General features: G+C 33.0%; 26 protein-coding genes, 2 tRNA genes and 2 pseudogenes. 6 read left to right on the top strand and 24 right to left on the bottom strand.

What is annotated here, in order from left to right:
* Positions 1–21 precede the first annotated feature (21 nt).
* From NE544_RS02440 to NE544_RS02430, 3 genes are all read right to left on the bottom strand, one after another.
* A tRNA-Leu gene (locus NE544_RS02440) sits at positions 22–105 on the bottom strand.
* An 85-nt stretch (positions 106–190) separates the two neighbouring features.
* On the bottom strand, positions 191–457 hold the full coding sequence (locus tag NE544_RS02435) for a hypothetical protein (RefSeq protein ID WP_256268204.1): 267 nt from the start codon (positions 455–457) through the stop codon (positions 191–193).
* A gap of 170 nt (positions 458–627) precedes the next feature.
* Positions 628–1,224, bottom strand: a complete 597-nt coding sequence (locus NE544_RS02430; protein ID WP_199670857.1) for an L-threonylcarbamoyladenylate synthase — start codon at positions 1,222–1,224, stop codon at positions 628–630.
* Positions 1,225–1,295: 71 nt separating this feature from the next.
* Between NE544_RS02430 and mnmE the strand changes: the two genes are divergently transcribed.
* The gene (gene mnmE / locus NE544_RS02425) at positions 1,296–2,624 is read left to right on the top strand and encodes a tRNA uridine-5-carboxymethylaminomethyl(34) synthesis GTPase MnmE (RefSeq protein WP_256268203.1); all 1,329 of its coding nucleotides are present in this window, start codon (positions 1,296–1,298) and stop codon (positions 2,622–2,624) included.
* A 15-nt stretch (positions 2,625–2,639) separates the two neighbouring features.
* On the opposite strand, the gene NE544_RS02420 is transcribed toward mnmE, so the two are convergent.
* The 8 genes and pseudogenes from NE544_RS02420 to NE544_RS02395 form a co-directional block, all read right to left on the bottom strand.
* The gene (locus NE544_RS02420; RefSeq protein WP_256268202.1) at positions 2,640–3,713 is read right to left on the bottom strand and encodes a Xaa-Pro peptidase family protein; all 1,074 of its coding nucleotides are present in this window, start codon (positions 3,711–3,713) and stop codon (positions 2,640–2,642) included.
* 10 nt (positions 3,714–3,723) lie between these two features.
* Positions 3,724–4,956: a cell wall metabolism sensor histidine kinase WalK gene (locus NE544_RS02415; RefSeq protein WP_256268201.1), complete on the bottom strand. Its 1,233-nt coding sequence runs from the start codon at positions 4,954–4,956 to the stop codon at positions 3,724–3,726.
* On the bottom strand, positions 4,949–5,626 hold the full coding sequence (locus NE544_RS02410; RefSeq protein WP_118115053.1) for a response regulator transcription factor: 678 nt from the start codon (positions 5,624–5,626) through the stop codon (positions 4,949–4,951). Before NE544_RS02410 ends, NE544_RS02415 begins: the two co-directional genes overlap by 8 nt.
* Before the next feature lie 22 nt (positions 5,627–5,648).
* Positions 5,649–5,975, bottom strand: a complete 327-nt coding sequence (locus NE544_RS12270; protein WP_370866035.1) for a winged helix-turn-helix domain-containing protein — start codon at positions 5,973–5,975, stop codon at positions 5,649–5,651.
* Positions 5,969–6,062: pseudogene (locus NE544_RS12265) on the bottom strand (DNA-binding response regulator); the annotation flags it as partial. The pseudogene NE544_RS12265 and the gene NE544_RS12270, both read right to left, overlap by 7 nt.
* A pseudogene (locus tag NE544_RS12260) lies at positions 6,039–6,317 on the bottom strand (response regulator); the annotation flags it as partial. The pseudogenes NE544_RS12260 and NE544_RS12265, both read right to left, overlap by 24 nt.
* Position 6,318: 1 nt before the next feature.
* Entirely contained in the window at positions 6,319–6,840 is a 522-nt protein-coding gene (locus tag NE544_RS02400; RefSeq protein WP_256268199.1) for a GTP pyrophosphokinase family protein, read from the bottom strand.
* 58 nt (positions 6,841–6,898) lie between these two features.
* Entirely contained in the window at positions 6,899–8,452 is a 1,554-nt protein-coding gene (locus NE544_RS02395; protein ID WP_256268198.1) for an aryl-sulfate sulfotransferase, read from the bottom strand.
* 212 nt (positions 8,453–8,664) lie between these two features.
* On the opposite strand from NE544_RS02395, the gene NE544_RS02390 reads away from it, so the two are divergent.
* The 4 genes from NE544_RS02390 (at position 8,665) to NE544_RS02375 (ending at position 11,210) form a co-directional block, all read left to right on the top strand.
* Positions 8,665–9,150, top strand: a complete 486-nt coding sequence (locus NE544_RS02390; RefSeq protein ID WP_256268197.1) for an LURP-one-related/scramblase family protein — start codon at positions 8,665–8,667, stop codon at positions 9,148–9,150.
* Positions 9,151–9,229: 79 nt separating this feature from the next.
* The gene (locus tag NE544_RS02385) at positions 9,230–9,616 is read left to right on the top strand and encodes an Hsp20/alpha crystallin family protein (protein WP_118115058.1); all 387 of its coding nucleotides are present in this window, start codon (positions 9,230–9,232) and stop codon (positions 9,614–9,616) included.
* A 63-nt stretch (positions 9,617–9,679) separates the two neighbouring features.
* On the top strand, positions 9,680–11,086 hold the full coding sequence (gene pepD, locus NE544_RS02380; protein WP_256268196.1) for a beta-Ala-His dipeptidase: 1,407 nt from the start codon (positions 9,680–9,682) through the stop codon (positions 11,084–11,086).
* A gap of 49 nt (positions 11,087–11,135) precedes the next feature.
* A tRNA-Glu gene (locus tag NE544_RS02375) sits at positions 11,136–11,210 on the top strand.
* Between the two features lie 272 nt (positions 11,211–11,482).
* On the opposite strand, the gene NE544_RS02370 is transcribed toward NE544_RS02375, so the two are convergent.
* The 8 genes from NE544_RS02370 to NE544_RS02335 are packed head-to-tail and all read right to left on the bottom strand — an operon-like array spanning position 11,483 to position 17,755.
* Positions 11,483–12,145 carry a hypothetical protein gene (locus NE544_RS02370; protein WP_256268195.1) on the bottom strand — a complete coding sequence of 221 codons (663 nt, stop codon included), beginning with the start codon at positions 12,143–12,145 and terminating at the stop codon, positions 11,483–11,485.
* A gap of 4 nt (positions 12,146–12,149) precedes the next feature.
* On the bottom strand, positions 12,150–12,470 hold the full coding sequence (locus NE544_RS02365; RefSeq protein WP_003864113.1) for a nucleotide pyrophosphohydrolase: 321 nt from the start codon (positions 12,468–12,470) through the stop codon (positions 12,150–12,152).
* 58 nt (positions 12,471–12,528) lie between these two features.
* The gene (locus NE544_RS02360; protein ID WP_118115481.1) at positions 12,529–12,681 is read right to left on the bottom strand and encodes an AraC family transcriptional regulator; all 153 of its coding nucleotides are present in this window, start codon (positions 12,679–12,681) and stop codon (positions 12,529–12,531) included.
* Entirely contained in the window at positions 12,681–13,070 is a 390-nt protein-coding gene (locus NE544_RS02355; protein ID WP_256268194.1) for a YolD-like family protein, read from the bottom strand. Before NE544_RS02355 ends, NE544_RS02360 begins: the two co-directional genes overlap by 1 nt.
* Positions 13,070–14,506: a DNA methylase gene (locus NE544_RS02350; RefSeq protein ID WP_256268193.1), complete on the bottom strand. Its 1,437-nt coding sequence runs from the start codon at positions 14,504–14,506 to the stop codon at positions 13,070–13,072. The genes NE544_RS02355 and NE544_RS02350 overlap by 1 nt, the downstream gene beginning before the upstream one ends.
* Complete coding sequence (locus NE544_RS02345; protein ID WP_256268192.1) at positions 14,503–14,667, bottom strand: hypothetical protein; 165 nt, start codon at positions 14,665–14,667, stop codon at positions 14,503–14,505. The genes NE544_RS02350 and NE544_RS02345 overlap by 4 nt, the downstream gene beginning before the upstream one ends.
* Before the next feature lie 2 nt (positions 14,668–14,669).
* Complete coding sequence (locus NE544_RS02340; RefSeq protein WP_256268191.1) at positions 14,670–15,149, bottom strand: GNAT family N-acetyltransferase; 480 nt, start codon at positions 15,147–15,149, stop codon at positions 14,670–14,672.
* A gap of 38 nt (positions 15,150–15,187) precedes the next feature.
* Positions 15,188–17,755 carry an ABC transporter ATP-binding protein/permease gene (locus tag NE544_RS02335; protein ID WP_256268190.1) on the bottom strand — a complete coding sequence of 856 codons (2,568 nt, stop codon included), beginning with the start codon at positions 17,753–17,755 and terminating at the stop codon, positions 15,188–15,190.
* 97 nt (positions 17,756–17,852) lie between these two features.
* Between NE544_RS02335 and NE544_RS02330 the strand changes: the two genes are divergently transcribed.
* The gene (locus NE544_RS02330; RefSeq protein ID WP_256268189.1) at positions 17,853–18,362 is read left to right on the top strand and encodes a TetR/AcrR family transcriptional regulator; all 510 of its coding nucleotides are present in this window, start codon (positions 17,853–17,855) and stop codon (positions 18,360–18,362) included.
* Here NE544_RS02330 and NE544_RS02325 read toward each other — a convergent pair.
* The 5 genes from NE544_RS02325 to NE544_RS02305 all read right to left on the bottom strand — a co-directional run bounded on the left by NE544_RS02325 (position 18,359) and on the right by NE544_RS02305 (position 22,334).
* Positions 18,359–18,973, bottom strand: a complete 615-nt coding sequence (locus NE544_RS02325) for an ABC-2 transporter permease (protein ID WP_118115493.1) — start codon at positions 18,971–18,973, stop codon at positions 18,359–18,361. The genes NE544_RS02330 and NE544_RS02325 overlap by 4 nt on opposite strands.
* Positions 18,970–19,749, bottom strand: a complete 780-nt coding sequence (locus tag NE544_RS02320; protein ID WP_256268188.1) for an ATP-binding cassette domain-containing protein — start codon at positions 19,747–19,749, stop codon at positions 18,970–18,972. Before NE544_RS02320 ends, NE544_RS02325 begins: the two co-directional genes overlap by 4 nt.
* A gap of 4 nt (positions 19,750–19,753) precedes the next feature.
* Complete coding sequence (locus tag NE544_RS02315) at positions 19,754–20,122, bottom strand: GntR family transcriptional regulator (RefSeq protein WP_118115497.1); 369 nt, start codon at positions 20,120–20,122, stop codon at positions 19,754–19,756.
* An 802-nt stretch (positions 20,123–20,924) separates the two neighbouring features.
* Entirely contained in the window at positions 20,925–21,671 is a 747-nt protein-coding gene (locus NE544_RS02310; protein WP_118115501.1) for an alpha/beta hydrolase, read from the bottom strand.
* Positions 21,672–21,731: 60 nt separating this feature from the next.
* Positions 21,732–22,334 (bottom strand): Type 1 glutamine amidotransferase-like domain-containing protein, encoded by a 603-nt coding sequence (locus NE544_RS02305; RefSeq protein ID WP_117996215.1) that lies wholly within the window; start codon positions 22,332–22,334, stop codon positions 21,732–21,734.
* Positions 22,335–22,673 lie beyond the last annotated feature (339 nt).

Raw genomic sequence — 22,673 nt, 5'->3', positions numbered from 1 at the left:
GTAATTGTCTAGATTTACAAGTGGTGCGGGTGAAGGGACTCGAACCCCCACGCCGAAGGCGCCAGATCCTAAGTCTGGTGCGTCTGCCAATTTCGCCACACCCGCATTTCCAACGTGCTCACATATAATACACTAACATAAAATAAAATGCAAGTATTTTTTAAAAAAGAAGTTACATTTTTGTAACTTCTTAGTGTAATACAGTTGGCTTATGCATCATTTCGATTTCTTCCTGGATATAGGCTTCCACTTTTTCTAAAAGCTCATCTGTAACCTCAATGTCACCTATCATAAAAGGACCATCTCCCATTTCAGATTCCTTCACAAATTTAATTTGCGGAAGCTGCGGCATACGATGATTTCCAAGTTCCTTTTCGATTTTTTCCAATTGTTTAAGTATAGGCTCGGCAATTTGTCTAATCATTTCTTCTTCTGTCATACATAGTATTATAATCAACACCCCTCATTTTGACAAGTTTTAACATATGTTTAAATTTAAACCCAAAATATTGAATCTTATCCAATTCAGAGTAACATACTAGATGAACTGCTAGAAGCATACTACTTCTAGATGTGTTCGTATGCACCCTGGCCTATGCCCTACAACATAGGTTCTGGGTGTTTTTTCTATAATACGGATTCTAGTTCTTCTAAAGAAATCGGTCCAGGTCTTAAGATTTGTAACTTTTCCTTTGTACAGTCTACAATCGTACTTGCCTGTAACGCTTTACACGTTCCAAGTACAATACCATCAATTTTTGGAAGCTGTTCATACACATCATCACTTGTAAGTGCTGTTTTTTCTCCAGACTGATTGGCGCTTGTGACCAAGATTGGACAATTCAACTCATCAATCACATCTAATATAAATTTTTCATCTGGAATACGAATCGCAATTGTACTTAAGCCATTTGTGTATGCTGAATCAACACTGTCTTTTACATTCACAACGAGTGTCAATGCACCCGGTAAAAACTTTGCCGCAATCTTTTCAATTCTTTCATCCACTAACGCAACTTGCTTCATTTGTTCTACATTTGAAACCATCATTGGGATTGGTTTTGTTTCTGGACGATGTTTTGCGCGTTTTAATCGTTCTAAATCTTCTAAATTCCCATATTTTACTCCAACTCCATATACTGTATCTGTAGGAAGAGCAATAATTTTATGTTCATTAAATGCACACGCTACTTCGTGTACTTGATTTTTAGTATATTCTTTCATGTTTACACCTCTGCCTAAGACATTATACATCTTTTATGATAAAATACACTAAGAAAGAAAGGATGTTTACAATGTTTGAAAATACAATTGCAGCCATCTCCACTTCTTTGCAGGATGGTGCCATTTCCATCATTCGTTTAAGTGGTGACAAGGCTATTGAAATCACGCAAAAAATATTTGACCATAATATCATAAACGCGAAAAGTCATACCATTCATTATGGTTTTATTATAGATGCCGATAAAAATCCTGTTGATGAAGTTTTAATTTCTATCTTTAGAGCCCCAAAAACATATACACGCGAAGACATTGTCGAAATCAATTGTCATGGTGGTACTTTTATTACTCGTAAAATCTTATCGATGGTATTAAGTGCTGGAGCAGATCTTGCAAAACCGGGAGAATTTACGCAACGTGCCTTCTATCATGGAAGAATTGATTTATCGCAAGCTGAAGCCGTTCAAGATATGATTGAAGCAAGTAATAATACCGCAGCTAGTATGGCTATTCATGGAATTAAAGGAAGTGTAAAAAAGCTACTACAGCCTTTGATTGATGATTTAATGGATATTATTGCGCAGATCGAAGTCAATATTGATTATCCTGAATATGAAGATGTCGAACAATTAACGACAAATGACTTATTACCTAAGACAAGTGATTGGTTAGATAAAATCGATCATATTCTTGCTCGTGTACAGACGGGGCAAATGTTAAAAAAAGGGATTGATACAATCATTGTCGGTAAGCCAAATGTTGGTAAATCCAGCTTATTAAATGCACTTCTTGAAGAAGATAAAGCCATCGTTACAGATATTGCAGGGACCACAAGAGACTTGGTGGAAGGCCAAATTCATATTGGCAGTGTTCAATTGAATTTAATTGATACAGCGGGTATTCGTGAATCCAATGATAAGATTGAACAGATTGGTATTGAGAAGAGTCAAGAAAAATTAAAGGATGCCAAGTTGGTTCTTTTAGTCTTTGATGGGTCTAAAGAGTTGGATGAAGAAGATAAACAATTGTTAGAACTGACAAAAGATAAGATGCGTTTAATTATCTACAATAAATTAGATAAAACCAGCCCCGATAAAGATGGCATTTGGATTTCAGCTGCCAATAAAGAGATCCAACCTTTGATTGATGCCTTGGAAAACTTGTATCATGAAGATTTATTAAAGGAAGATCCACTACTTTCAAATGAGCGTCAAATTGGTTTATTGAATCAAGCCAAAGAAGATATGTTAAGGGCGAAAGAAGCCATGGATATGATGGTAGAACCTGATTTAATTGAGATTGACATTCAAGCTGCTCATGATCATTTAAAAGAAATCTTAGGTGAAGTTCATAGAGAAGACTTGTTGGATACATTATTTTCTAAATTTTGTTTAGGTAAATAAAAAAGCGGTGATTGATTAACCAATCATCGCATATTTTTTATCTACTTTATTTAATACAACACAACCATCTTCAGTAACTAAAACCAAATCTTCGACACGGACACCCATCTTTTCTGGCAAATAGATACCTGGTTCAATTGAAAAAATCATACCTGGTTTTACAGTTTCTGTATTGGTTGAACTTACATCCCCAAATTCATGATCCGTTTGACCAATGAAATGTCCTAGACGATGCGTAAAGTATTCGCCATAACCAAAGCTAGAAATATAATTACGAGCCGTTAAATCGATATCGCATAGACGAACGCCTGGACGAATGATTTCTTCTGCTTTTTCATTGGCAACACGCACAATATCATGAATCTTTTTATATTCGTCACTTGCTTCTTTACAGAAATAAGTACGTGTCATATCCGAACAATAACGATCTTTTCTTCCACCAATATCAATCACAATACTATCTCCTGCTTTTAACACGGAATCATCTGGCATATGATGAGGATCAGCACCATTAGCTCCAAACGAACAGATTGGTGAGAATGAAACATTTTGACATCCTAGCAATTTATATTGTTCAAGAATAAAAGCTTCTACTTGTTTTTCAGTCATACCTTCTGAAATAAAATCTCTTGTACGTTCCATCACAACATCATTGATCTGTGAGTTTTCAATCATACATTCAATTTCTTTTTCATCCTTGATGGCACGAGTATCATCTACATATTTTGATCCAAGAACAACCTTTAATCCTTCACACTTTTCCATTAAAGGAATCAAAAATCGTGCTGTCCAATCTTTATCAACACCTAGCGTTTCACTTGAATTAATAACACCAGCTAAAAGTGAAATAGAATCGTCTATATCACTAAACCAAATTTCTTCACAATCCTTTTGTTCAACCGTAAATAATGTATTTAAAAATAATACTTTTCTTCCTTCATCATTCAAGTATAGCGCAAACAATCTTTCTCCTGGACCCACATCAACACCTGTTAAATAATAGATGCTGCATGGTTCACTAACTAAGATTTGTTTAAGCCCATCCGCCTTCATTCTCGCAATCACTTGATCGACTCTTTTTTGAAACATAATTATCCTCCTAGAAATTCAAAGTAAATTCTGTACCTTGTTTCTCATCACTTGTCACACTTAATTTGATTTTATGGCTTTGCGTAATTTGACTTGCGATCGATAAACCTAAACCCGCTCCCCCTTGATACTTTCTTGACTTATCAACACGATAGAAGCGCTCAAATACATGTTTTAAATCTTCTGGCGGAATATAGCTATCTGTATTACGAATTGTTATGACGGGTTTATTTTGTACCTTACATAATTTAAAATAAATCTTTCCACCCGAAGGTGTATATTTGATCGCATTGTCCAAGAAAATTAAAATCAATTGTTTTAACTGTGACTCATTACCATGTACCTCTATATTTTCTTCCACTTCATCGATTAAATCAATACCTTTTTCAAACGCAATAGATTCAAACGGTAAAACACAATGAAAACATATATCACTAAGCGAACAATTCTGCATAGAAATTTCAATTCGATTCGCATCATTCTTGGCAAGAAACAACATATCTTCTACAAGTTTTCGCATGCGGTTTGCTTCGCTTTGAATTGATTCTATCCATTGTTTTTGTGAAGAAATAGTTTCTGTCGAATGATTGGTTAATACATCACTATCCGCTAAAATAACCGTTAATGGCGTTTTTAATTCATGACTGGCATCGGCCACAAATTGTTTCTGTTTATCCCATGCCTGTTCGACTGGTTTTAGTGCCCATTTACTTAAAATACAACTTAGTATAAAGAATACCAGTAATACACTCGATCCAATTTGAATAGATATAATCAACATTCTTTGAAAAGAAGACTGCATATGAGATACATCCACAAAGGCTACGGCATAACCCGAAGAAATGATTGTGTTTTCATCCACTTGATAGTTGGTAATTTTTTCTTTTTTATACGCAAACCCTAGTTTTTTCAAAATTCCGATATCGTCTTTATTTTTTACACTCTCAATTAAACTTTGCGCATCTTCTGCATAAATATTCCATACTGAACGGCTTGTGATCATATATTCATAATTTGAATCCGTATAAATCACGAAGGAATTCCCATTAAAATTTCGACTGTTTCCAAATGAAATCGAAAAATCTTTATCCTTTAATCGTAAAGCCATATCCAAACTTCGCTCAACATCCTTTTTATCATGAATATAGTTTGAGCAACAAACTATACCAAATACAGATAGTAAGATCACACTGACAAAGGACATTAAAATCAAAATGAATTTTGTCTGTAGTTTTTTAAGCATCACAAACCTCTAGTCGATATCCAACTTTTCGAATCACCTTGATTGAAACTTTGCTTTTTAAAAATTTTAGTTTCTTCCTTAAAAACGAGATATAAACCTCTACATTATTGTCCATCGCATCACTTTCACTACCCCATACCGAAACAATCAAATCATCTTTAGAAGTAATCATTTCGGGATGTGACATTAAATGTTTCATAATTTCAAATTCTTTATATCCCAAATGAATATGTTGGCTTGCACAATACAACTCACAAGTATCAAGTTGTAACGATAAATCGTCATACTTTAACTCATGTACAATGACTTCTCCTTTACGTCTTGTCAGTGCATTAATTCGAGCAACAAGTTCTGCAGCTGAAAATGGTTTAGTCATATAATCATCGGCCCCTACATTTAGGCCTTTCACTTTATCTGGAATTTCATCCAATGCCGACAACAACAAAGTTGGAGTTTCAATCTTATTGGCACGCATTTTCTGTACAATCTCAAAACCATTCATAACAGGGAGCATAATATCTAAAATAGCTACATCATAATATCCACTTAGGGCTAAATCTAAACCTTCTTGTCCATCATAAGCCATAGTTACTTGCCATTTTTGTTCTTCTAAAATTTGTGCAATCGCATACGCAATGTTTTTTTCATCATCCACAACTAATATATTCATAGTGCACGCCCTTTCTTCTTTTTTATATATTAACACACAGTTTTATATTTTCTTCATCAATTTCTATATATACTTTCGATTGTAAGGCCAATAATTTTCGATTCAAATAAGATACATACAATGAAACTGTATTTTGATTCACATCTACCCGATTGTTCCAAACTTTTTCAATCACAAGCCAAATAGGTACTCGATTCGATTCACTTCGAATCAATAAAGAAAGAATACTACATTCCAACTTAGTCAATTGATATTTTGTATTTTTACACGCAAGTGTTTCTTCTTTCTTATTCAATAGAATATCTTGATATTGTAAATAAGATTCGTCTATCGCATTTTCTTTTAACATCACTTTGACTCGTGCAATCAATTCCTTTGTCGAAAACGGTTTGGATAAATAATCGTTGGCACCTAAATCAAAACCTGTAACTTTATCATCCACTTCATTTAATGCACTTAAAAGTAATACCGGAATATCATTTTTTTGTTTGCGAATCTGATTTAGTACTTCATAACCATTCTTTTCAGGCATCATAATATCTAAGATCAATCCATCATAAATTTCTTGAGAAATCAAACGAATGGCACTATTCCCATCAAAACACACATCGCAATTATAGCCCGCATCTTCTAAGACAGCTTGTAGTGCTTTAGCCAAATTAATTTCATCATCCGCTATCAACAATCGCATATTATCCCTCGATTCTATCTTTAATTGTTTGAAATGATAAGTCTAAAGAAGCAATTTCATCGGCACATCGTTTTAATTCACTACGTATCAATTCTTCATCTTCAATATCTTTCTTATAATGAATTTGATGTTCTAGATTAGCCCAAAAATCTAATGCGATCGTTCGTACTTGAATTTCAACTAAACATCCATCTACTTTAATAATCACATGTAGACTACGATAACCACTGGGTTTGGGATGGCTTAAATAGTCTCTTACTTCCACCACTTCAAAACTAGAATTAATCCAATCTTTTACTTCATAGATTTCATCCACAAACGAACAAATGATGCGAACGCCAATAATATCATGAAGCAATGAATAATCATCGCCCACTTTTTTCATAACACTTTCTGGGGACTTAATTCTAGAAGTCGTATATTGTATACAAGCTAATACACTCGAATGAATCGTATTTAAAACAGAATCGAGTACTTTCTTAAACTGATCATAGTCAGAGCCATAAAATTCTTTATATGTCATACCATAAACATACGAAACAACACTTAAAATTTGCTTAAAAAAAGTTAGAGATTGCTCTCTAACTAAAATAATATCCTTTATAATCATAATAATAGATTCGATAAATAAAACGATCATTTTTCTTTATACTGAACTGTTGTTCAAGATTTCCATCCGTATCGTAAATGGATAATAGTCCTGCAATTCCTGAATCTACGACAATATGATTACCTAGATTTTGTGCACTCGATACATAGGCACTAAATGGAACTTCAAATGAATTTACCAATGTATATGTACCTTCGTTTTCATCCACTAAGTATTGATAGTAATAGGATGTCGTTCCTTCTGTAATACTTGTTTGAATCCCATCATTTACCGTCCAATCATAATCATTTCTTGTCTTAGAATATCCAAAATTATTGTCAAACATGTATAGATAATATTGACCAGATTCTAATGCATCATCCTCCATATATGTTACGGTATGTTGTCCTCCACTCGTCAAGAAGTCCCCTACTTTTGTATATAAATACTTTGTATAGTCTGTATCTTTCCAGAAATCTTCATTGCCTATGATATAGTCAATACTTGGATTTGTGCTTACATCATTGATTTTAATGATTGAACTTGTTTCTCGAGAAGAAAGAATGACACTATCATCACTTAGATATTGAAGTGTATTGATATGCATCCAATCCCATTTTGAACCTTCTTTATGATCCGTACTCTCTTTGTAGCTTTTAAACAAATCTTCTAAATCCAACAATTCACTTACTTCTTCCGTCTCTACATCCAATTTAATAATGCAGTCTTCTACACTATTCTTTTCTTCATTTGTAGCTAATAAAATCAAATTTCCATCCTGATCAAATTGATAATCGTGATGAACTATATAATTACCCAAATTATAAATGTGTTCAATCATACCTAAATGATTAATAGCTGCCATTCGATGTGTTGATACACTCATATATAACATTTGATTTTGTATCAACATACGATGAGAACGATATCCAATAATTGGAATTTCCCCACGCAAAATGCCATTTGTATCATACATATAGACAAAGTCTTGATCATCGGCATCATTTCCTAATAGTGTATATAAACCATTGCCTAAGTCTTGTTTAGAACCAGACACTTGTTTAAGTTGTATATCTTCATCACCAAGTAATGATCCCATTGTATAATTTGTACTTACACTTTGACTTGTACCATCCTTATAAGTAGCTGTAATTGTGATGGTATTTGTACAATCAGGAATCAAACCAATCAATTGAAACTCATGTTCCTTCTGATAGGTTTTAGCTTGATATGCCGTAGCTGTAAAATCTGCATAATCGCTGCAACTTACTGTATATGTAATTTTAGCCGCTTTGGATGTATTAAAATAAACATACATCGATTGTGTATTGGTTGTAAAAGGATTGTATTTCATAAATATATTTTGAAGTGTATAGTTTCCATTTCCTCTTTCATTTTCTAAATCCGATAATGCCTGTTCTTGATATTCCATCGTATAGATTTTGTTGACTGTGACTTTTGATTGATTATCTTTATAAATTCCATATCCAATCGTGAGTCCAATAATCAGCACAAAAATCAATATATTTCCAAGTTTTTTCTTCATAACAAATTCACCTCAGAAACATTGTATTATGTTTTTCTTAAGATTTCCTTAAGTTTTCTTAAGAATTTAAAAATTGTCAAAAAAAAGAAATAGGCATGATTATTCTAAGGGCATGAAAAGTATAATCACCTATTTCGTAAGTGAGTATACCGATTCAAACTTAAATAAACCTTAAATATATTCAATGCTATAATTTATGTGGTGGTGATATTATGAAACTATTATTTAAGCAACGATTCTTTTCCTGGTTTGACAGTTATGATATATACAACGAAGATGGTCAAATCATATATCAAGTCGAAGGAAAACTTTCTTGGGGACATAAACTAGTCATTTATGATCAAAATGGAAATGAAGTGGGTACTGTATTAGAAAAAGTGATAACTCTTCTTCCTAAATTTGAAATCTATAAGAATAATGAATATATAGGATGTCTATCAAAAGAATTATCTTTCTTTACTCCACATTACAACATTGACTATAATGGATGGCATATTGATGGAACTCTTACTGAATGGAATTATACAATTGTGGATGAAAGCTATGATACTGTAGCGATTATTCGTAAAGAAATATTTAATTTTACAGATACTTATGTCATTGATGTTAAAGATCCAGAAAATGCATTGGATGCACTTATGTTTGTCTTGGCTATTGATGCAGAAAAGTGTACTAGAAACAAGCGACAAAATTTTTAGCACTCAGCTATTGACTGTGCCAAACGTTTGTATTATGATATTAGCAGTTAAATGATATAAGTGCTAAGGAGGATTCAATATGCGCTATTACCCTAATTATTTTGATGACTTTTTCAACGATACTAAAAAACAAGATACAAATACTGTATTAAGAACAGACATTTATGAAAAGGATGGATATTATCAAATCTGCATGGAGGTTTGTGGGATTCAAAAAGAAAATATTCAAATTGAACTAAAAGATGGCTACTTAAAGATCTCAGCTACTCGTAATATCAACAAAGAAGATACGCGTGTGCTTCGTCAAGAAAGATTTACTGGAACTTATTCTCGTTCTTTCTATATTGGTGAAGGCTACAAACAAGAGGATATCAAAGCTCGTTTTGACAATGGTGAATTATTTATCTTATTGCCTACAAAACCTGTAAAGCATGAAGAAGAAACAAGATATATCAATATTCAATAGTGAGAGACTTGCGTCTCTCATTTTTTGTACTATACTATTTTTAATCAAATGGAGGTACAAACAATGAGTGTATTAGATGAAAATGTCCCAATCTTCAAATATTTTGAAGAAATCTCAAAGATTCCTCATGGATCTTTTCATGAAGAAAAAATCGCAGACTATGTAGAAAAATTTGCGAAGGAACATAATTTTAAATATGTTCGTGATGACATGAATAATGTGATTATTTATAAAAATGCTACACCAGGCTATGAAAATCACGATACAGTTATGTTGCAAGCACATATGGATATGGTATGTGAAAAAAACAAGGATGTCGATTTTGACTTTGAAACCGATGCTTTAAATTTATATATTGAAGACGGATGGTTAAAAGCCAAAGGAACAACATTAGGTGCTGATGATGGATTTGGAGTTAGCTACATGTTGGCAATTTTAAGTGATGATACTCTAAAACATCCAAACTTAGAATGTGTATTTACTGTACAAGAAGAAGTAGGTCTATTAGGATCTATCCATTTAAAGAAAGAATACTTCAATGCCAAAAAGATGATTGGTCTTGATGGTGGTGGTGAAATTAGTACTTGTACCACAACAAGTGGTGGTCGCTATGCCTATGTCGATAAAACATGCACGTTTGAAGAAGTAAATAAACCAACCTATAAACTTATTGTCAAAGGATTAGATGGAGGTCATTCAGGTGCTTGCATTGATCAAGAAAAGGGTAACTCCATTAAAATCTTATTTAGAGTCCTACAAACATTAAAAGATATTCAAATCGTATCTGTAAATGGTGGATTGAAAGAAAATGCGATTCCTAGAGAAGCTGAAGCAACTTTCGTTTCAGACATTAAGCCAAATATTGATTCTATCGTAAAAGATTTAAAAACAGAATTTGAATTCAGTGATAGTAAACTTGATATTCAATTGGAAGAAACAAAAAAAGCTACTAAAGCCTTTACTTCAAAAGATACAAATGAATTAATTACACTATACTACTTACTACCAAATGGTTTACAACATAAATCCATGGCTATTGAAGGATTAACACTAGCTTCCCTTAACTTAGGTAAACTAAGAACAGAAGACAATGTTGTAAAATGTGCATTCTGTATTCGTTCCCCATTAGAATCTATGAAGGATGAATTAGGAAATAAGATCAACATGATTGCACAATTATGTCATGCATCTGAACATGAAGATACAAACTTCTGTGGATGGAACTATGAAGCTAATAGCCCATTAAGAGATACATTAAAAGAAATCTTAAAAAAACAAGGCATAGAAATGGAAACCGAGGCATCCCACGGAGGTATGGAAACGGGAATTCTAAAAGGATTGATTCCAGATTTAGATATCATCACATATGGTCCTATTGCCGAAGGTTGTCATACACCAGAAGAAAAATTAAATCTAGAATCTTTTCAAAAAGCCTATAAAAACTTATGCGATTTGATTGCAGAATTATAAGAGAAGTCTATACTTCTCTTTTATTTTGTGCTATAATACTTAAGCACATGGCGCGTTCGGCAAGCGGTTAAGCCACAGCCCTCTCAAGGCTGTATCACGGGTTCGAATCCCGTACGCGCTACCATTTAACAATTACTCCTTTACATAAAGGAGTTTTTATTTTTTACCATTTAAGCACTCCGTTTATACTCGAAATTTTAATTTATCTTAATATACAAATCATGTAATATATATGAAGAACAGAAAGGATATGCATTAATATAATGTTAGAACTCTTAGGAAGACTTTTAGTACTTAGTGCATTCATGAAATTACTTTACGCTATGTACTTAAGACACAAACAAAAGTAAGTCTAGCTATAAACTTTTTTATTTTAACCAAAAGAAAAAGCACATCCTAAGATGCACTCTCTTCAATCTTACGCTTTTCAAGATACTTGATTTTTTCATCATGGACCCATTCCATAATGACACGATAATTAGTCATTAAGAAATCTCTCCATTCTGGTTGAACAATAACTCTTCTTTTAAGACCCCTGTCATTTTCTATGATATATGGAAGTCTATATTTTTCATTATAATCTTTAATTGTTTCTATAATATCCTTAGGCCGATTCCAAATTGGATCATTACCACCTACATCCACCAAAAAACTAGATAATAAACGATATGGTGTCTGCATGATCAATAGTTTCTTATATTCCTTTAAATCTTCATCGTGTTGTTTCACACAAATAATAATTTCTTGTTTCGAACAATTTTCAGGCAAATACTTTTGGATGCTTAAAATCGCATTTTCCAATGCGTTTGTACGCTTTTGATGAATCAACGGACCCAAGTGATACCCTTTTTCTACCACATCCTCATAGGCTAAAGAAATCATTTCATCTAAGATTTCATCAAATTCAATTGTATCCTTATAAATCATTAAATTTAATATGGCCTCTAACCAATAAAAGGAATAAGAAGAACTCGTAAACTCTAAAATCTTCTCAAAATAATCCAATCGTAGTTCAAAACTATATAAATCTAAGAATTGTAATCGCTCAACATCTAACATACCCTTATTTTATCAGTTCTGTGTACTTTTTAGAAGATGCTTTACACTTTTCTACCGGATATTTCTTCTTATTTTGTTCTAATTTCATCAACAAAATTTCTTCCATATCCACACCCAATTTATTGGCCATCAAAATACAATAATTCATCACATCGGCAAGTTCTTCACAAACATGTTGCTTATCATATTCATTATTCCATTGAAAACACTCCAACAACTCTCCTGCCTCAATACTAATCGATTTAGCTAAATTTTCTGGATTATGAAATTGATCCCAATCTCTTTCCTCATTAAACTTTAATATTTCTTCAACTGCCCTTTTCATCTTAATCCTCCATCATTCGATATTTCTTTGGTGATTTTAAATACCTGAATAAAATGCGTCACTTTATTAAATCCAACACTTCAGATATTTCCGTTACATTTAACATCTTATTGAAACAACGATTGCATTGTGCAATACTCATCGTTCCTGCATCCGCAATATCTTTTAAAGAAAGTTCATCCGCATAATGCGTATGAATATATATAAGCATCACTTTTCCAATACTTCAATATCTACAATATCATCTATTTGTATTTGAATATTCTCTTTAAAATATAACACCTTATTCAATTCATCTATACGCTTAAAAGATAAAACACTCTCCATGTACTGACCACCACTTTTTGTCTTATCCTTTTCAAAATATATAATTCTGCATTTTGATTTCAAATTCATCAATTCAATGATTTTCTCATTGATTTCAAGCTTTTCTTCATTTGATAAAATGCGTTTTGTCTGAGTTGTTCTTTGTTGCTCCAATATCGCCTCTTTATGACCTGTTAAAGCTGCAAAAGGTGCAAATTGAGCGGCACGATCTGACATAGACATCTTTGGATATTTACTTTTAGGGCGATCCATTGTATACCATCTTTCATCCATTATGCCTTATGCCCTCCAATCTGCGCATTTCGCTCTTTTGCCTTGGCACCCTTCTCAAAATCCGTTCCCTTTAAGATCGAATTCTTACCATATTTATTCTTTATTTTTAAAGTCACCTTTTGAAGATCATTTTCCTTCTTTAATTCTTCTTCATCCACATTTGAAAATAAATCAATCTGTTCAAAGCCACGATTCTTTTCATCTATCACTTCAACAGCCGCCACATTGATTCTTCGCACCAATAAACTAGAATCCACATACCGATCATATACATCCAATATATTTTGAATTAGAATTGAATTCGCATTTGTCTTTTGAGGTAAATGAACAATTTTATTTAAGCTTTTCGGCAAAACACGTCCATAAAAATCAACCATCGTTTCACCCGTATAATCCGCATTTACTTCATAACCAATAGTAAGAACCACTTTATTTGTCACCAAATGCTTCTCCACCAAACTTAAAGCTAAAGATTCCACCATTTCCTTGACTAAAATCTTAGCCTTTTCTTTTTCATACCCACAAGATAAGACTTGTCCCGAACCAATACTATTCTTTTCTGGCTTATATGCCTTGATATCTTCCATCGTACAAGGCTCATACCCCCACGCATGATCAATCAATAGTTCGGCATTTACACCAAATGTCTTAAACAAAACATCCCCATGTTCTAAACTAAAGGCACAAAGCTTGCCCATTGTATCAATACCTAGTTTATGCAATCTTTTCTCATACCCTTTTCCAACACGCCAAAAATCAGTCAAAGGCTTATGATTCCACAATAATTTACGATACCTATATTCATTTAAAGCCGCAACACGAACCCCATTTTCATCTGGATCTTTATGTTTGGCCACAATATCCATGGCCACCTTGGCAAGATATAAATTGGTACCAATACCTGCCGTAGCCGTGATGCCGGTTGTCTCATAAATATCTAGAATCATTTTCATTGCGAACTCTTTGGGTGTTAAATGATACGTATTTAAATATGGCGTCGCATCAATAAACACTTCATCAATGGAATATACATGGATATCCTGACTTGAAATATATTTCAAATAGATATTATAAATTTGTGTACTGATATCCAAATAGTATTTCATTCTAGGAGGTGCAACAATAAAGTCAACTTCGTATCTAGGATTCTGCTTTAAAATTTCATCATCACTCGATTTACCATCAAAACGCAAAAACCCCTTTTTCCTTTTGGCATTCACATCTCTTACCTTTTGATTCACTTCAAACAAACGACACCTTCCACCAATTCCATACTGTTTCAAAGAAGGCGATACAGCCAAACATATTGTCTTGTCTGTTCTAGAAGCATCCGCAACAACTAAATTTGTAGTTAAAGGATCCAATCCTCTAGATACACATTCGCAAGAAGCATAGAAAGACTTTAAATCGATAGCTAAATAAATCTTTGACTTCATGAACGCGTAATCTTTTTAAGAAGACCATTTAATTCATCCAAACTAGAAGTTACTTCATTCAATTGACCTCTTAACGTAGGAATCATCTGTTTCATTTCTTCTTTTACAGCTTGTTTCTTTTTTTTCTTTTGATATTTCTTTACCATATTTATTATATTCATCTTTAAAACTCCAATCGCATTTGGTACCACACTACACCACCATGAACACTTGAGGATACACCCTCATTTTTAAATCCAAACTTACTATAGTAAGGCACCAATCTATCTTTACAAGTTAACACTAACCCTTTTCGGTTTTCTTGTCTAGCCAAATCAATCATTGCACACATGATCTTCGTGGCATATCCTTGTCTTTGATAATCCGGCAATGTATTTAATCCAAATATCATTTGCCAGTCCCCATCTTCATCATGCATCGACGCATCACTATACATTTCATCCGTTAAATCTCTTTGGTTTGTACAAAACCCATCGATAAAACTAATCAATTGATTTTTTTCGAACAATAAAAGAAAATGATTCGCATATACATTCAATCTTTCCTGAATCTCTTTTGAAGTTGCTGCTTCATTGGGTGGAAAACAAGTTGCTTCTACCTTAGATAATATTTCAGCATCTTCAATTGTTCCTTTTCGAATCATGAAATCACCTCGCAGGTATTATACCAAAAAAGAAGTGATTACTCACTTCTTAATGCCTCTACAGGATCTTTTTTACTCGCAATCTTGGATGGAATCAATCCTGCAAGAATCGTTAATACTAAATCAATGAAAATCAAGAATACAGCGCCATTGACAGGTAACTTGGCAATATGCGAAACACCTGTCATATTCTCAACCACCATACTAATTGGAACATTCAATACAAGTGTAATTAATATACCTAATACGCCACTGATCAATCCAATAATAAATGTTTCTGCATTAAATACGCGCGTGATATCTTTCTTACTGGCACCAATAGAGCGTAAGATACCAATCTCTTTTGTACGTTCCAATACAGAAATATATGTAATGATACCAATCATGATGCTTGATACAATGAGTGATACAGATACAAAGGCAATCAAGACATAACTAATGATATTCACAACACTTGTTACTGAACTTAACATCGTTCCAATGAAATCATTGTATGTGATCACATTGCTCTTTTTCTGTTTCTTATTATAAGAAGTAATCAAATCACTCAGCTTTTCTTTTCCATCAAAACTTGATGCATATAAAGAAATCTTTGTCGGAGTTGAATAATCTACAACACCAAGTTTAGTCAAATTCGAATCATATGTCGCATTGATATTTTCATTATACGTATTCATGTAATTCATCAATTCTTCTTGCGACATACTTGAAAGCTGCATCATCTGCTCATTTGTAAGATTTGACATACTCATCTTTTGACCTGAGGCAAATTCAGCCTGTGTAAAAATATTGATATTTGGATTTGTTTTTTGTTCTTTTACAATTTGAGCATTCTCCGTCTTAGAAGTTACATACTCTTCCATAGCCTTTGTATAATACACACCACCCATTGTTGGTTGTGAAACCGTGGATTCACTTGGCTTAATAATTCCAACCACCTTGATTTCAGGACTCTTCGAAACAACATCCTTCATATACGATTCATTTTCACTTTGGTTGATCCATAAGCCATTTACCTTTTGATATAAATCACTATTTAGAACCAATCTAAACTTCAAATTTAAGATATCATCCACACTATAAGATTTTAGATTTGTCTTTGAAATCTTGTCCGTCTCTCCATTTAAAATCTTCTGATAGTTTTTAACCAATTCATCCTGATCCAATAATCCTAAAGAATAAAGCGCATAATCGGTAATCTCATTATTTTCATCGACCTCTAAAACCACCTCATTATAGTTTGTTGGCCACTTTCCTTCGACAAGCTGATATTCATCATCACGAAGCTTTTTCGATTCAGGTAAAGAAAGCCATACTTGATCATTGGTCATAGCACTTGAATCCATAAATTGCGATTGAATCGACATCATATCTGACATTCCTAATTTATCCAACAAACCATTTGGCGATACTTGCACTAAGCCAGAATCTGTATTTTCATTGTAAACCTGTAAATTAAAATTATAATCATACTCAATTGCTTTCGCCGTCTTTCTAAATTCTTTACCCTTACTATTTTCAATATACGATTTAAAAGCCGATAAGTTATTCTTTTTTGAACTCGATAAAGATTCTAATACATCCTCCACATAAGGACGAGAATAGATTTTAGAATCCGTATGTTCTTCTGTCTTTTTCTTCATGCCCATCATCGTTGTCATTAACGTAGACATATCACTTGAATTAGCCTGAATCTCAATCGGATAACTGGCCATAGTATCATTTTCCATTTGATCAATATAAGACTGCATACCATGCGACAATGACATAATCAATGCGATTCCAATAATGCCAATGCTTCCGGCAAAAGAGGTTAAAAATGTACGTGCCTTTTTTGTCATTAAATTATTTAAACTTAATGAACAAGCCATTTTAAAAGACATGCCAGGTCTTTTTAACACACTCGTATCCACATTCATTTCTTGTTCATTAAAAGGATTAGAATCCGATACTAAAGAACCATCCTTTAAGCGAATAATTCGACTCGAATATTCATCTGCCAATTGCGGATTATGGGTGACCATAATGACAAGCTTATCTTTTGAGATTTCCTTTAAAATCTCCATAATTTGCACACTTGTTGCACTATCCAAAGCCCCGGTTGGCTCATCTGCCAAAATAATATCTGGATTATTGACAATAGCACGGGCAATGGCCACTCGCTGCATTTGTCCACCCGACATCTGGGTTGGCTTTTTATGAATTTGATCCGAAAGTCCAACCTTATTTAAAGCCTCTATAGCTCTTTTTCTTCTTTCCTCTTTATTGACTCCCGTTAGTGTTAAAGCTAATTCTACATTACTTAAAACACTTTGATGCATAATCAGATTATACGATTGAAACACAAAACCAACCTGATGATTACGATACGTATCCCAGTCTTTATCACTATAATCCTTTGTACTCTTTCCATTGATGATTAAATCACCAGAAGTATAATGATCTAAACCACCAATAATATTTAGAAATGTAGTCTTACCACATCCACTCTGTCCAAGTATTGAAACAAATTCATGTTCACGAAAAGAAAGTGATACACCTTTTAATGCATGTACAATTTCATCTCCTGAAACATAATCTTTCATAATATTTTTACATTGAAGCATAAAAAGCCCTCCATTTGAACTAATTATAGAAAATTATCTCTTGATTTTTCAATCGACTGATTTTAACATATTGTTATGAAAGCAACAGGTGTTGATTATGAACAGAAAAATACAAATGACAAAAAGATGTATTCGAGAAGCTTTATTCGAATGCTTAAAAGAAAAAGACATCAATAAGATTACCATTTCTAGCTTATGTGAAAAGGCCGATATCAATCGTTCCACCTTTTACAAGTATTATGGTAGTCAATATGATGTCATTAAAGAAATGGAGCAAGAAGTCATTAAACTAATCAATGAACAATTAAGTGATCAGCCAAAAGAAACTTCTTTTATCCAATTACTCCAATTTTTAAAATCCAACAAAGAAACCATCAAAATCTTTTTTGAATGCAATGTCGACAATGAATTTCCTAAACAAGTTCTAGCACTCGATTCCATCAACAAACAACTTGAGCAAGTTTCGCAAAACGATCCATACATCAAAAACTACATTCTTTTTGGATCCTTGGCAACCATCCAACAATGGATCGATGCAGGATGTATTGAATCTTGTAAAGAAATTGCGAATATCATCAATCACATTGTAGATAAACTGGTGAATTAATCAAGAACACGATTTTTGTATACTCGAATTGAAATCATCATAGAAATAAAATATAGAACAAAACTTGTAATCAATAAACCTACACTAAACATAATAGAATCTAATGTATTCAATACAGATTCTATAGATTCAAAGAATTTAGGAATAAATTGATTTAAGAAAGCGAATAAGAAGGTACATCCAAACACCACCACAAATAATACAATTCTTCCCTTTTCATTGCCTTCCTTTAATTGAAAAGGCAAAGATATCGCTAACAAGAACAAAGCTGTTGATACGATTATAAATGTTTCCATGAAACCACTTTTACTAAAACAATTTAAGATTGCGACTAACGCAAAACCAATTCCCGTAATAATCAAAGAAAATAAATATTTTTCTTTCACATAATCCGATTTCGAAATAGGTAACGTAAACAAAGTCTTTAAGCCGTGATTGGCTTCATCATACGAAATTGTAGATAAGCTTAATATCGCAAGAACCATCAAAATATAGCCTGTCGCAAATGAAATATCATTTATCCCACCAACGATTCCAATGAACAACATAAACAATATGACTTTCTTACTTTTTATCATCAACAAGAAATCTTTGACTAACAAACCCTTCATACAGTTTCCCCCTTTATCATATATTCCATCAAATGATCAATATGTGCTTTTTCAATGACTAGATTTGGATAGTTTTCTACATAAAATTGTCTTTCATTTGTAAGATAAGTCGAACCTATCTTTTTTAATGCATAGCTTAAATCCACAGTTTCATCAACACCCTTTAATAGTGCATAAGATTCTAGATCCTGTTCTTGCAGAATGATTTTTCCTTTTTCAATAAAGTAAAATGTATCACACAAACCCTCTAAATCACTTGCGATATGTGAACTAATTAGTATAGAAGTCTCTTCATTTTGTTCCATATAATCCCGCAACAAATCTAATACTTCATTTCGTGCAATCACGTCTAAACCACTCGTTGGTTCATCTAACAATAAAGTTTTCGCATGAAGACTTGTCGCAATAATGATCTTCAGTTTTGAAAGCATACCCGTAGAATATTCCTTTAGTGGTTTCTTTGGATCCAATTCAAATCGAGAAATCATAGAATTAAAATAATCACAATTAAAATGTTTATAGGAATACATTAGAATCTTTTTAATTTCAAGAACATTTAAAACCAAACAAAAACTCGAATCATTCCATACAACACCAATTTCTTCTTTATTCACTTGATTTGTATGTTTATCATCATCTTCAATCAAACCAAGATACAACTTAAATAAAGTTGTCTTACCAGAGCCATTACGACCAATCAAAGCCGTTATTGTTCCTGGCTTTAATTCAAGTTTACAATCCAATTTAAAATCATTATATGTCTTTACAAATCGCATATTCTTATTCCTCCATCAAGATTTCAAATAAATCTCTAATTTCATCCTTTGATAAATCATAAGATTTCGCTTTATCAAGTACCTTCTCTAAATCCTTTTGGATTTCAACTACACGCTGCTCATGTACCAAGCCAGGATTTACCCCCAACACAAACGAACCCTTACCTTGAACTGTTCTACATAAGCCATCCGCTTCTAATATGTCATATGCTTTTTTAACAGTTAAAGCCGATATTTTTAAATCTTTTGATAGACCACGAACACTCGGTAAAGCATCTCCTTCTTTTAACTTACCATCCACAATATTTTGTTTCACTTGATTCACAATCTGTTCATAAATAGGAATCATTGAACTATTATTGATAATAATCATTGTATCACCTTCTATATAACAGTGTATAACAGTATATATCACTTGTAAAGAAAAAAATTAGGATAAAACTATCCTAATTCAAATGTCATCGTTAAACTATAACGTGCATATAGAAACTAAGCCGTGCATTTAGCAAATTCTGCCCGCAGGTCGATGTTAAACTAAGCTGTGCATTTAGCGAGACAGAACACAAACCGTTAAAGTAAGAATGGGTAATACTCACTTGTAACGGTGAAACTAAAAACGGGTAACGTAGTCTAGAATTAGACTAAAAAGACTCCTTCTCGTGTTTGTTTAGAATATTCTCTGAGTAAACATAAAAGAACATTAAGTCTCTTTGTTCTTAGGCGTTCGAGATGTAATCACAGATATTCGTAGATGCAGGTGCTTTTGCTGAAGGTCTTCTCTTTTTACAACTTGGACAAACCATCATCACGGAAACCTCCAAAACACTACTCATAGTTAAATAGAAGGCGTAAAAAAAGCGGGTAAATTGATGAGGTCTACCCGTTACTAGTTTTGTCTATACATCGACAAGCTGGAATTTGCACTTCCTCACTCGTCTTCTTTTTTATTGTTTCTACTAATATTCGAGCTTAACGATAAAATTCCAGAGCATAAAAACAATACCCACATTATAATATTTTCTTGATTTATCGCACTATAAATCAAGCATATTATGCTTAATATAATCTGTACAATTGAACAAATCACTCCTATTTTTTGTGTCTTTTTATTCATCATTGTCTTCTCCATAAATTCAAATCTTCTGTTGCTTTCAGTCTCTGCTTAAGACTGAAAGTTACCTTCGCTTTACTATTTCTAATAGTTTTCTCACATAATCATCTGCGTGGTTTATCGAAAACTCTCCATGATACATATTAGGAAGAACTTGTATAAAACTATCCTGCAATTTTTCATGAATGATTTTAGCAGATTTTTTCATTGATTGCTTTTCTTTTTCTCCAACATAAATTTGAACGGTTGCTTCACACTCTCCAATGCCATCTTTTAGTGAATATACTGAGTTTTCCTGTAAAAAGGCAATCATATCACTCTTTCTAATAGCACAAGTATCTTTGTAATATTCATCAAACAAATTTGACTTTATTCGTAGTGATTTGAATTGCAATTTTGAAAACCACTTATACTTTATTAAGCCATAGCAACTTCCAAACGCCGGTTTAATCATAGAATATGTAAATTTTGAAGGTACCACAAGTACACTTTCCACTATTGCATACTTACATATATCTTTGCGTTGAGATAAAATTTCAAGCAAAATCTGCCCTCCAAGCGATAGTCCTCCCATCATTAAAACAGAACCGCCCAATTTGCTATTTACAAATTCTATAATATCCAAAGCATTATTCTCTATCGTTGTAAACTGCTTATCACATCCTGCATGTCCATCTAATATAGGCAAAACCACATGATAATCTGTTTGAAGTCTTTCAGCAGCCTCTTTGTAATTCCACCATGATAAACCGCCTCCGTGTAAGAGGATAATTACATCGCTGTTTTCATTTCCATATTCTACATAATTCAACCTCTTTCACCTCGCTGTAAACTTCCGATTTTCTCAATTCTCCAAACTTGAATTTTCAAATTAGTCTTTGCAAATAACCTTTGAACCTTCACCGTCAATTACAATTCCCTGACGGTTGTTAATTGGGCATAGATTCAAATCCGAAAACTCAGTCATTATTTTCTCGGTAACTTTCTTAAATGGTGCTGTAAGATAATGCGGAAGAACATAGAAATCAATCAAATCAAGCCCTGCATCATCTTCTTGTGAGTAGTCCTCCGGCTTTTCATCCATTTGCTCGATATATTGGATGCTTGGAGCGCATATAATCGCACCTGCCGATTCACCAACCATCAGTTTTCCCTTTGCCAATTCTTTCTTCAACAGCTCATCCGTTCCCGTTTTACGGAGCTGGTCTATAAGGAAAAAAGAATTTCCGCCGGTAAAATATATCACATCCGCATCTTCAAAAACAGACTGTATCGTTGAATAAGCCTCCGTTGAAATATCAATTTCAGTTACGATTGCTCCCAACTTTTTGAATAATTTTCGAGCCGAGCCGACATAACCGGTATAGCCTTCACGCAGCGAAGCTGTGGGAATAAATGCGACTTTCTTGTTATCAATTTCTTCTTTTATCAAACTTCCTACACTTGAAAAGTGCGAACATAAAAATAATTTCATCAATATTCTCCTTTATAAATCCCGATTTATTGATTTATTTTAACACAAAAGATAAGTGGTTTGTAGAGAGGAAATATATCGTGTTTAATTTTTTATTTAAAAAATTGTAACACCATCATATTACCAATAAAAACTTGTAAAAACCTATATTGCTTGATAACTGTTTTCATGAAACTAACAGCTTCTTTTAAGAAAAAGATTTGTTCAAACTTCATGTAACTAAGAATTACGTTTGCTTATTCGTGCTCAATAAAGCACAATAAAACAAAGAAACATTAAGTCTCTTTGTTCTTAGGCGTTCGAGATGTAATCACAGATATTCGTAGATGCAGGTGCTTT

The organism is Holdemanella sp. MSK.7.32 (assembly GCF_024460475.1).
Taxonomy (GTDB): domain Bacteria; phylum Bacillota_I; class Bacilli_A; order Erysipelotrichales; family Erysipelotrichaceae; genus Holdemanella.
Note: the sequence above shows the minus strand (reverse complement) of the source record. Positions and strands in the feature narration are given on the sequence as shown.

Bases quoted from the DNA above. Each gene is read 5' to 3' on its own strand.
- NE544_RS02305 (WP_117996215.1), bottom strand. From the start codon at position 22,334: ATGAAATTATTTTTATGTTCGCACTTTTCAAGTGTAGGAAGTTTGATA.
- NE544_RS02325 (WP_118115493.1), bottom strand. From the start codon at position 18,973: ATGAAGGGTTTGTTAGTCAAAGATTTCTTGTTGATGATAAAAAGTAAG.
- NE544_RS02385 (WP_118115058.1), top strand. From the start codon at position 9,230: ATGCGCTATTACCCTAATTATTTTGATGACTTTTTCAACGATACTAAA.
- NE544_RS02320 (WP_256268188.1), bottom strand. From the start codon at position 19,749: ATGCGATTTGTAAAGACATATAATGATTTTAAATTGGATTGTAAACTT.
- NE544_RS02365 (WP_003864113.1), bottom strand. From the start codon at position 12,470: ATGAAAAGGGCAGTTGAAGAAATATTAAAGTTTAATGAGGAAAGAGAT.
- NE544_RS02430 (WP_199670857.1), bottom strand. From the start codon at position 1,224: ATGAAAGAATATACTAAAAATCAAGTACACGAAGTAGCGTGTGCATTT.
- NE544_RS02395 (WP_256268198.1), bottom strand. From the start codon at position 8,452: ATGAAGAAAAAACTTGGAAATATATTGATTTTTGTGCTGATTATTGGA.
- NE544_RS02360 (WP_118115481.1), bottom strand. From the start codon at position 12,681: ATGCTTATATATATTCATACGCATTATGCGGATGAACTTTCTTTAAAA.
- NE544_RS02415 (WP_256268201.1), bottom strand. From the start codon at position 4,956: ATGCTTAAAAAACTACAGACAAAATTCATTTTGATTTTAATGTCCTTT.
- NE544_RS02315 (WP_118115497.1), bottom strand. From the start codon at position 20,122: ATGATTATTATCAATAATAGTTCAATGATTCCTATTTATGAACAGATT.
- NE544_RS02400 (WP_256268199.1), bottom strand. From the start codon at position 6,840: ATGACATATAAAGAATTTTATGGCTCTGACTATGATCAGTTTAAGAAA.
- mnmE (WP_256268203.1), top strand. From the start codon at position 1,296: ATGTTTGAAAATACAATTGCAGCCATCTCCACTTCTTTGCAGGATGGT.
- NE544_RS02350 (WP_256268193.1), bottom strand. From the start codon at position 14,506: ATGAAGTCAAAGATTTATTTAGCTATCGATTTAAAGTCTTTCTATGCT.
- NE544_RS02335 (WP_256268190.1), bottom strand. From the start codon at position 17,755: ATGCTTCAATGTAAAAATATTATGAAAGATTATGTTTCAGGAGATGAA.
- NE544_RS02355 (WP_256268194.1), bottom strand. From the start codon at position 13,070: ATGGATGAAAGATGGTATACAATGGATCGCCCTAAAAGTAAATATCCA.
- NE544_RS02370 (WP_256268195.1), bottom strand. From the start codon at position 12,145: ATGTTAGATGTTGAGCGATTACAATTCTTAGATTTATATAGTTTTGAA.
- pepD (WP_256268196.1), top strand. From the start codon at position 9,680: ATGAGTGTATTAGATGAAAATGTCCCAATCTTCAAATATTTTGAAGAA.
- NE544_RS12270 (WP_370866035.1), bottom strand. From the start codon at position 5,975: ATGTTAAAAGAAAATGCGATAGACGAATCTTATTTACAATATCAAGAT.
- NE544_RS02390 (WP_256268197.1), top strand. From the start codon at position 8,665: ATGAAACTATTATTTAAGCAACGATTCTTTTCCTGGTTTGACAGTTAT.
- NE544_RS02420 (WP_256268202.1), bottom strand. From the start codon at position 3,713: ATGTTTCAAAAAAGAGTCGATCAAGTGATTGCGAGAATGAAGGCGGAT.
- NE544_RS02340 (WP_256268191.1), bottom strand. From the start codon at position 15,149: ATGATTCGAAAAGGAACAATTGAAGATGCTGAAATATTATCTAAGGTA.
- NE544_RS02330 (WP_256268189.1), top strand. From the start codon at position 17,853: ATGAACAGAAAAATACAAATGACAAAAAGATGTATTCGAGAAGCTTTA.
- NE544_RS02345 (WP_256268192.1), bottom strand. From the start codon at position 14,667: ATGAATATAATAAATATGGTAAAGAAATATCAAAAGAAAAAAAAGAAA.
- NE544_RS02410 (WP_118115053.1), bottom strand. From the start codon at position 5,626: ATGAATATATTAGTTGTGGATGATGAAAAAAACATTGCGTATGCGATT.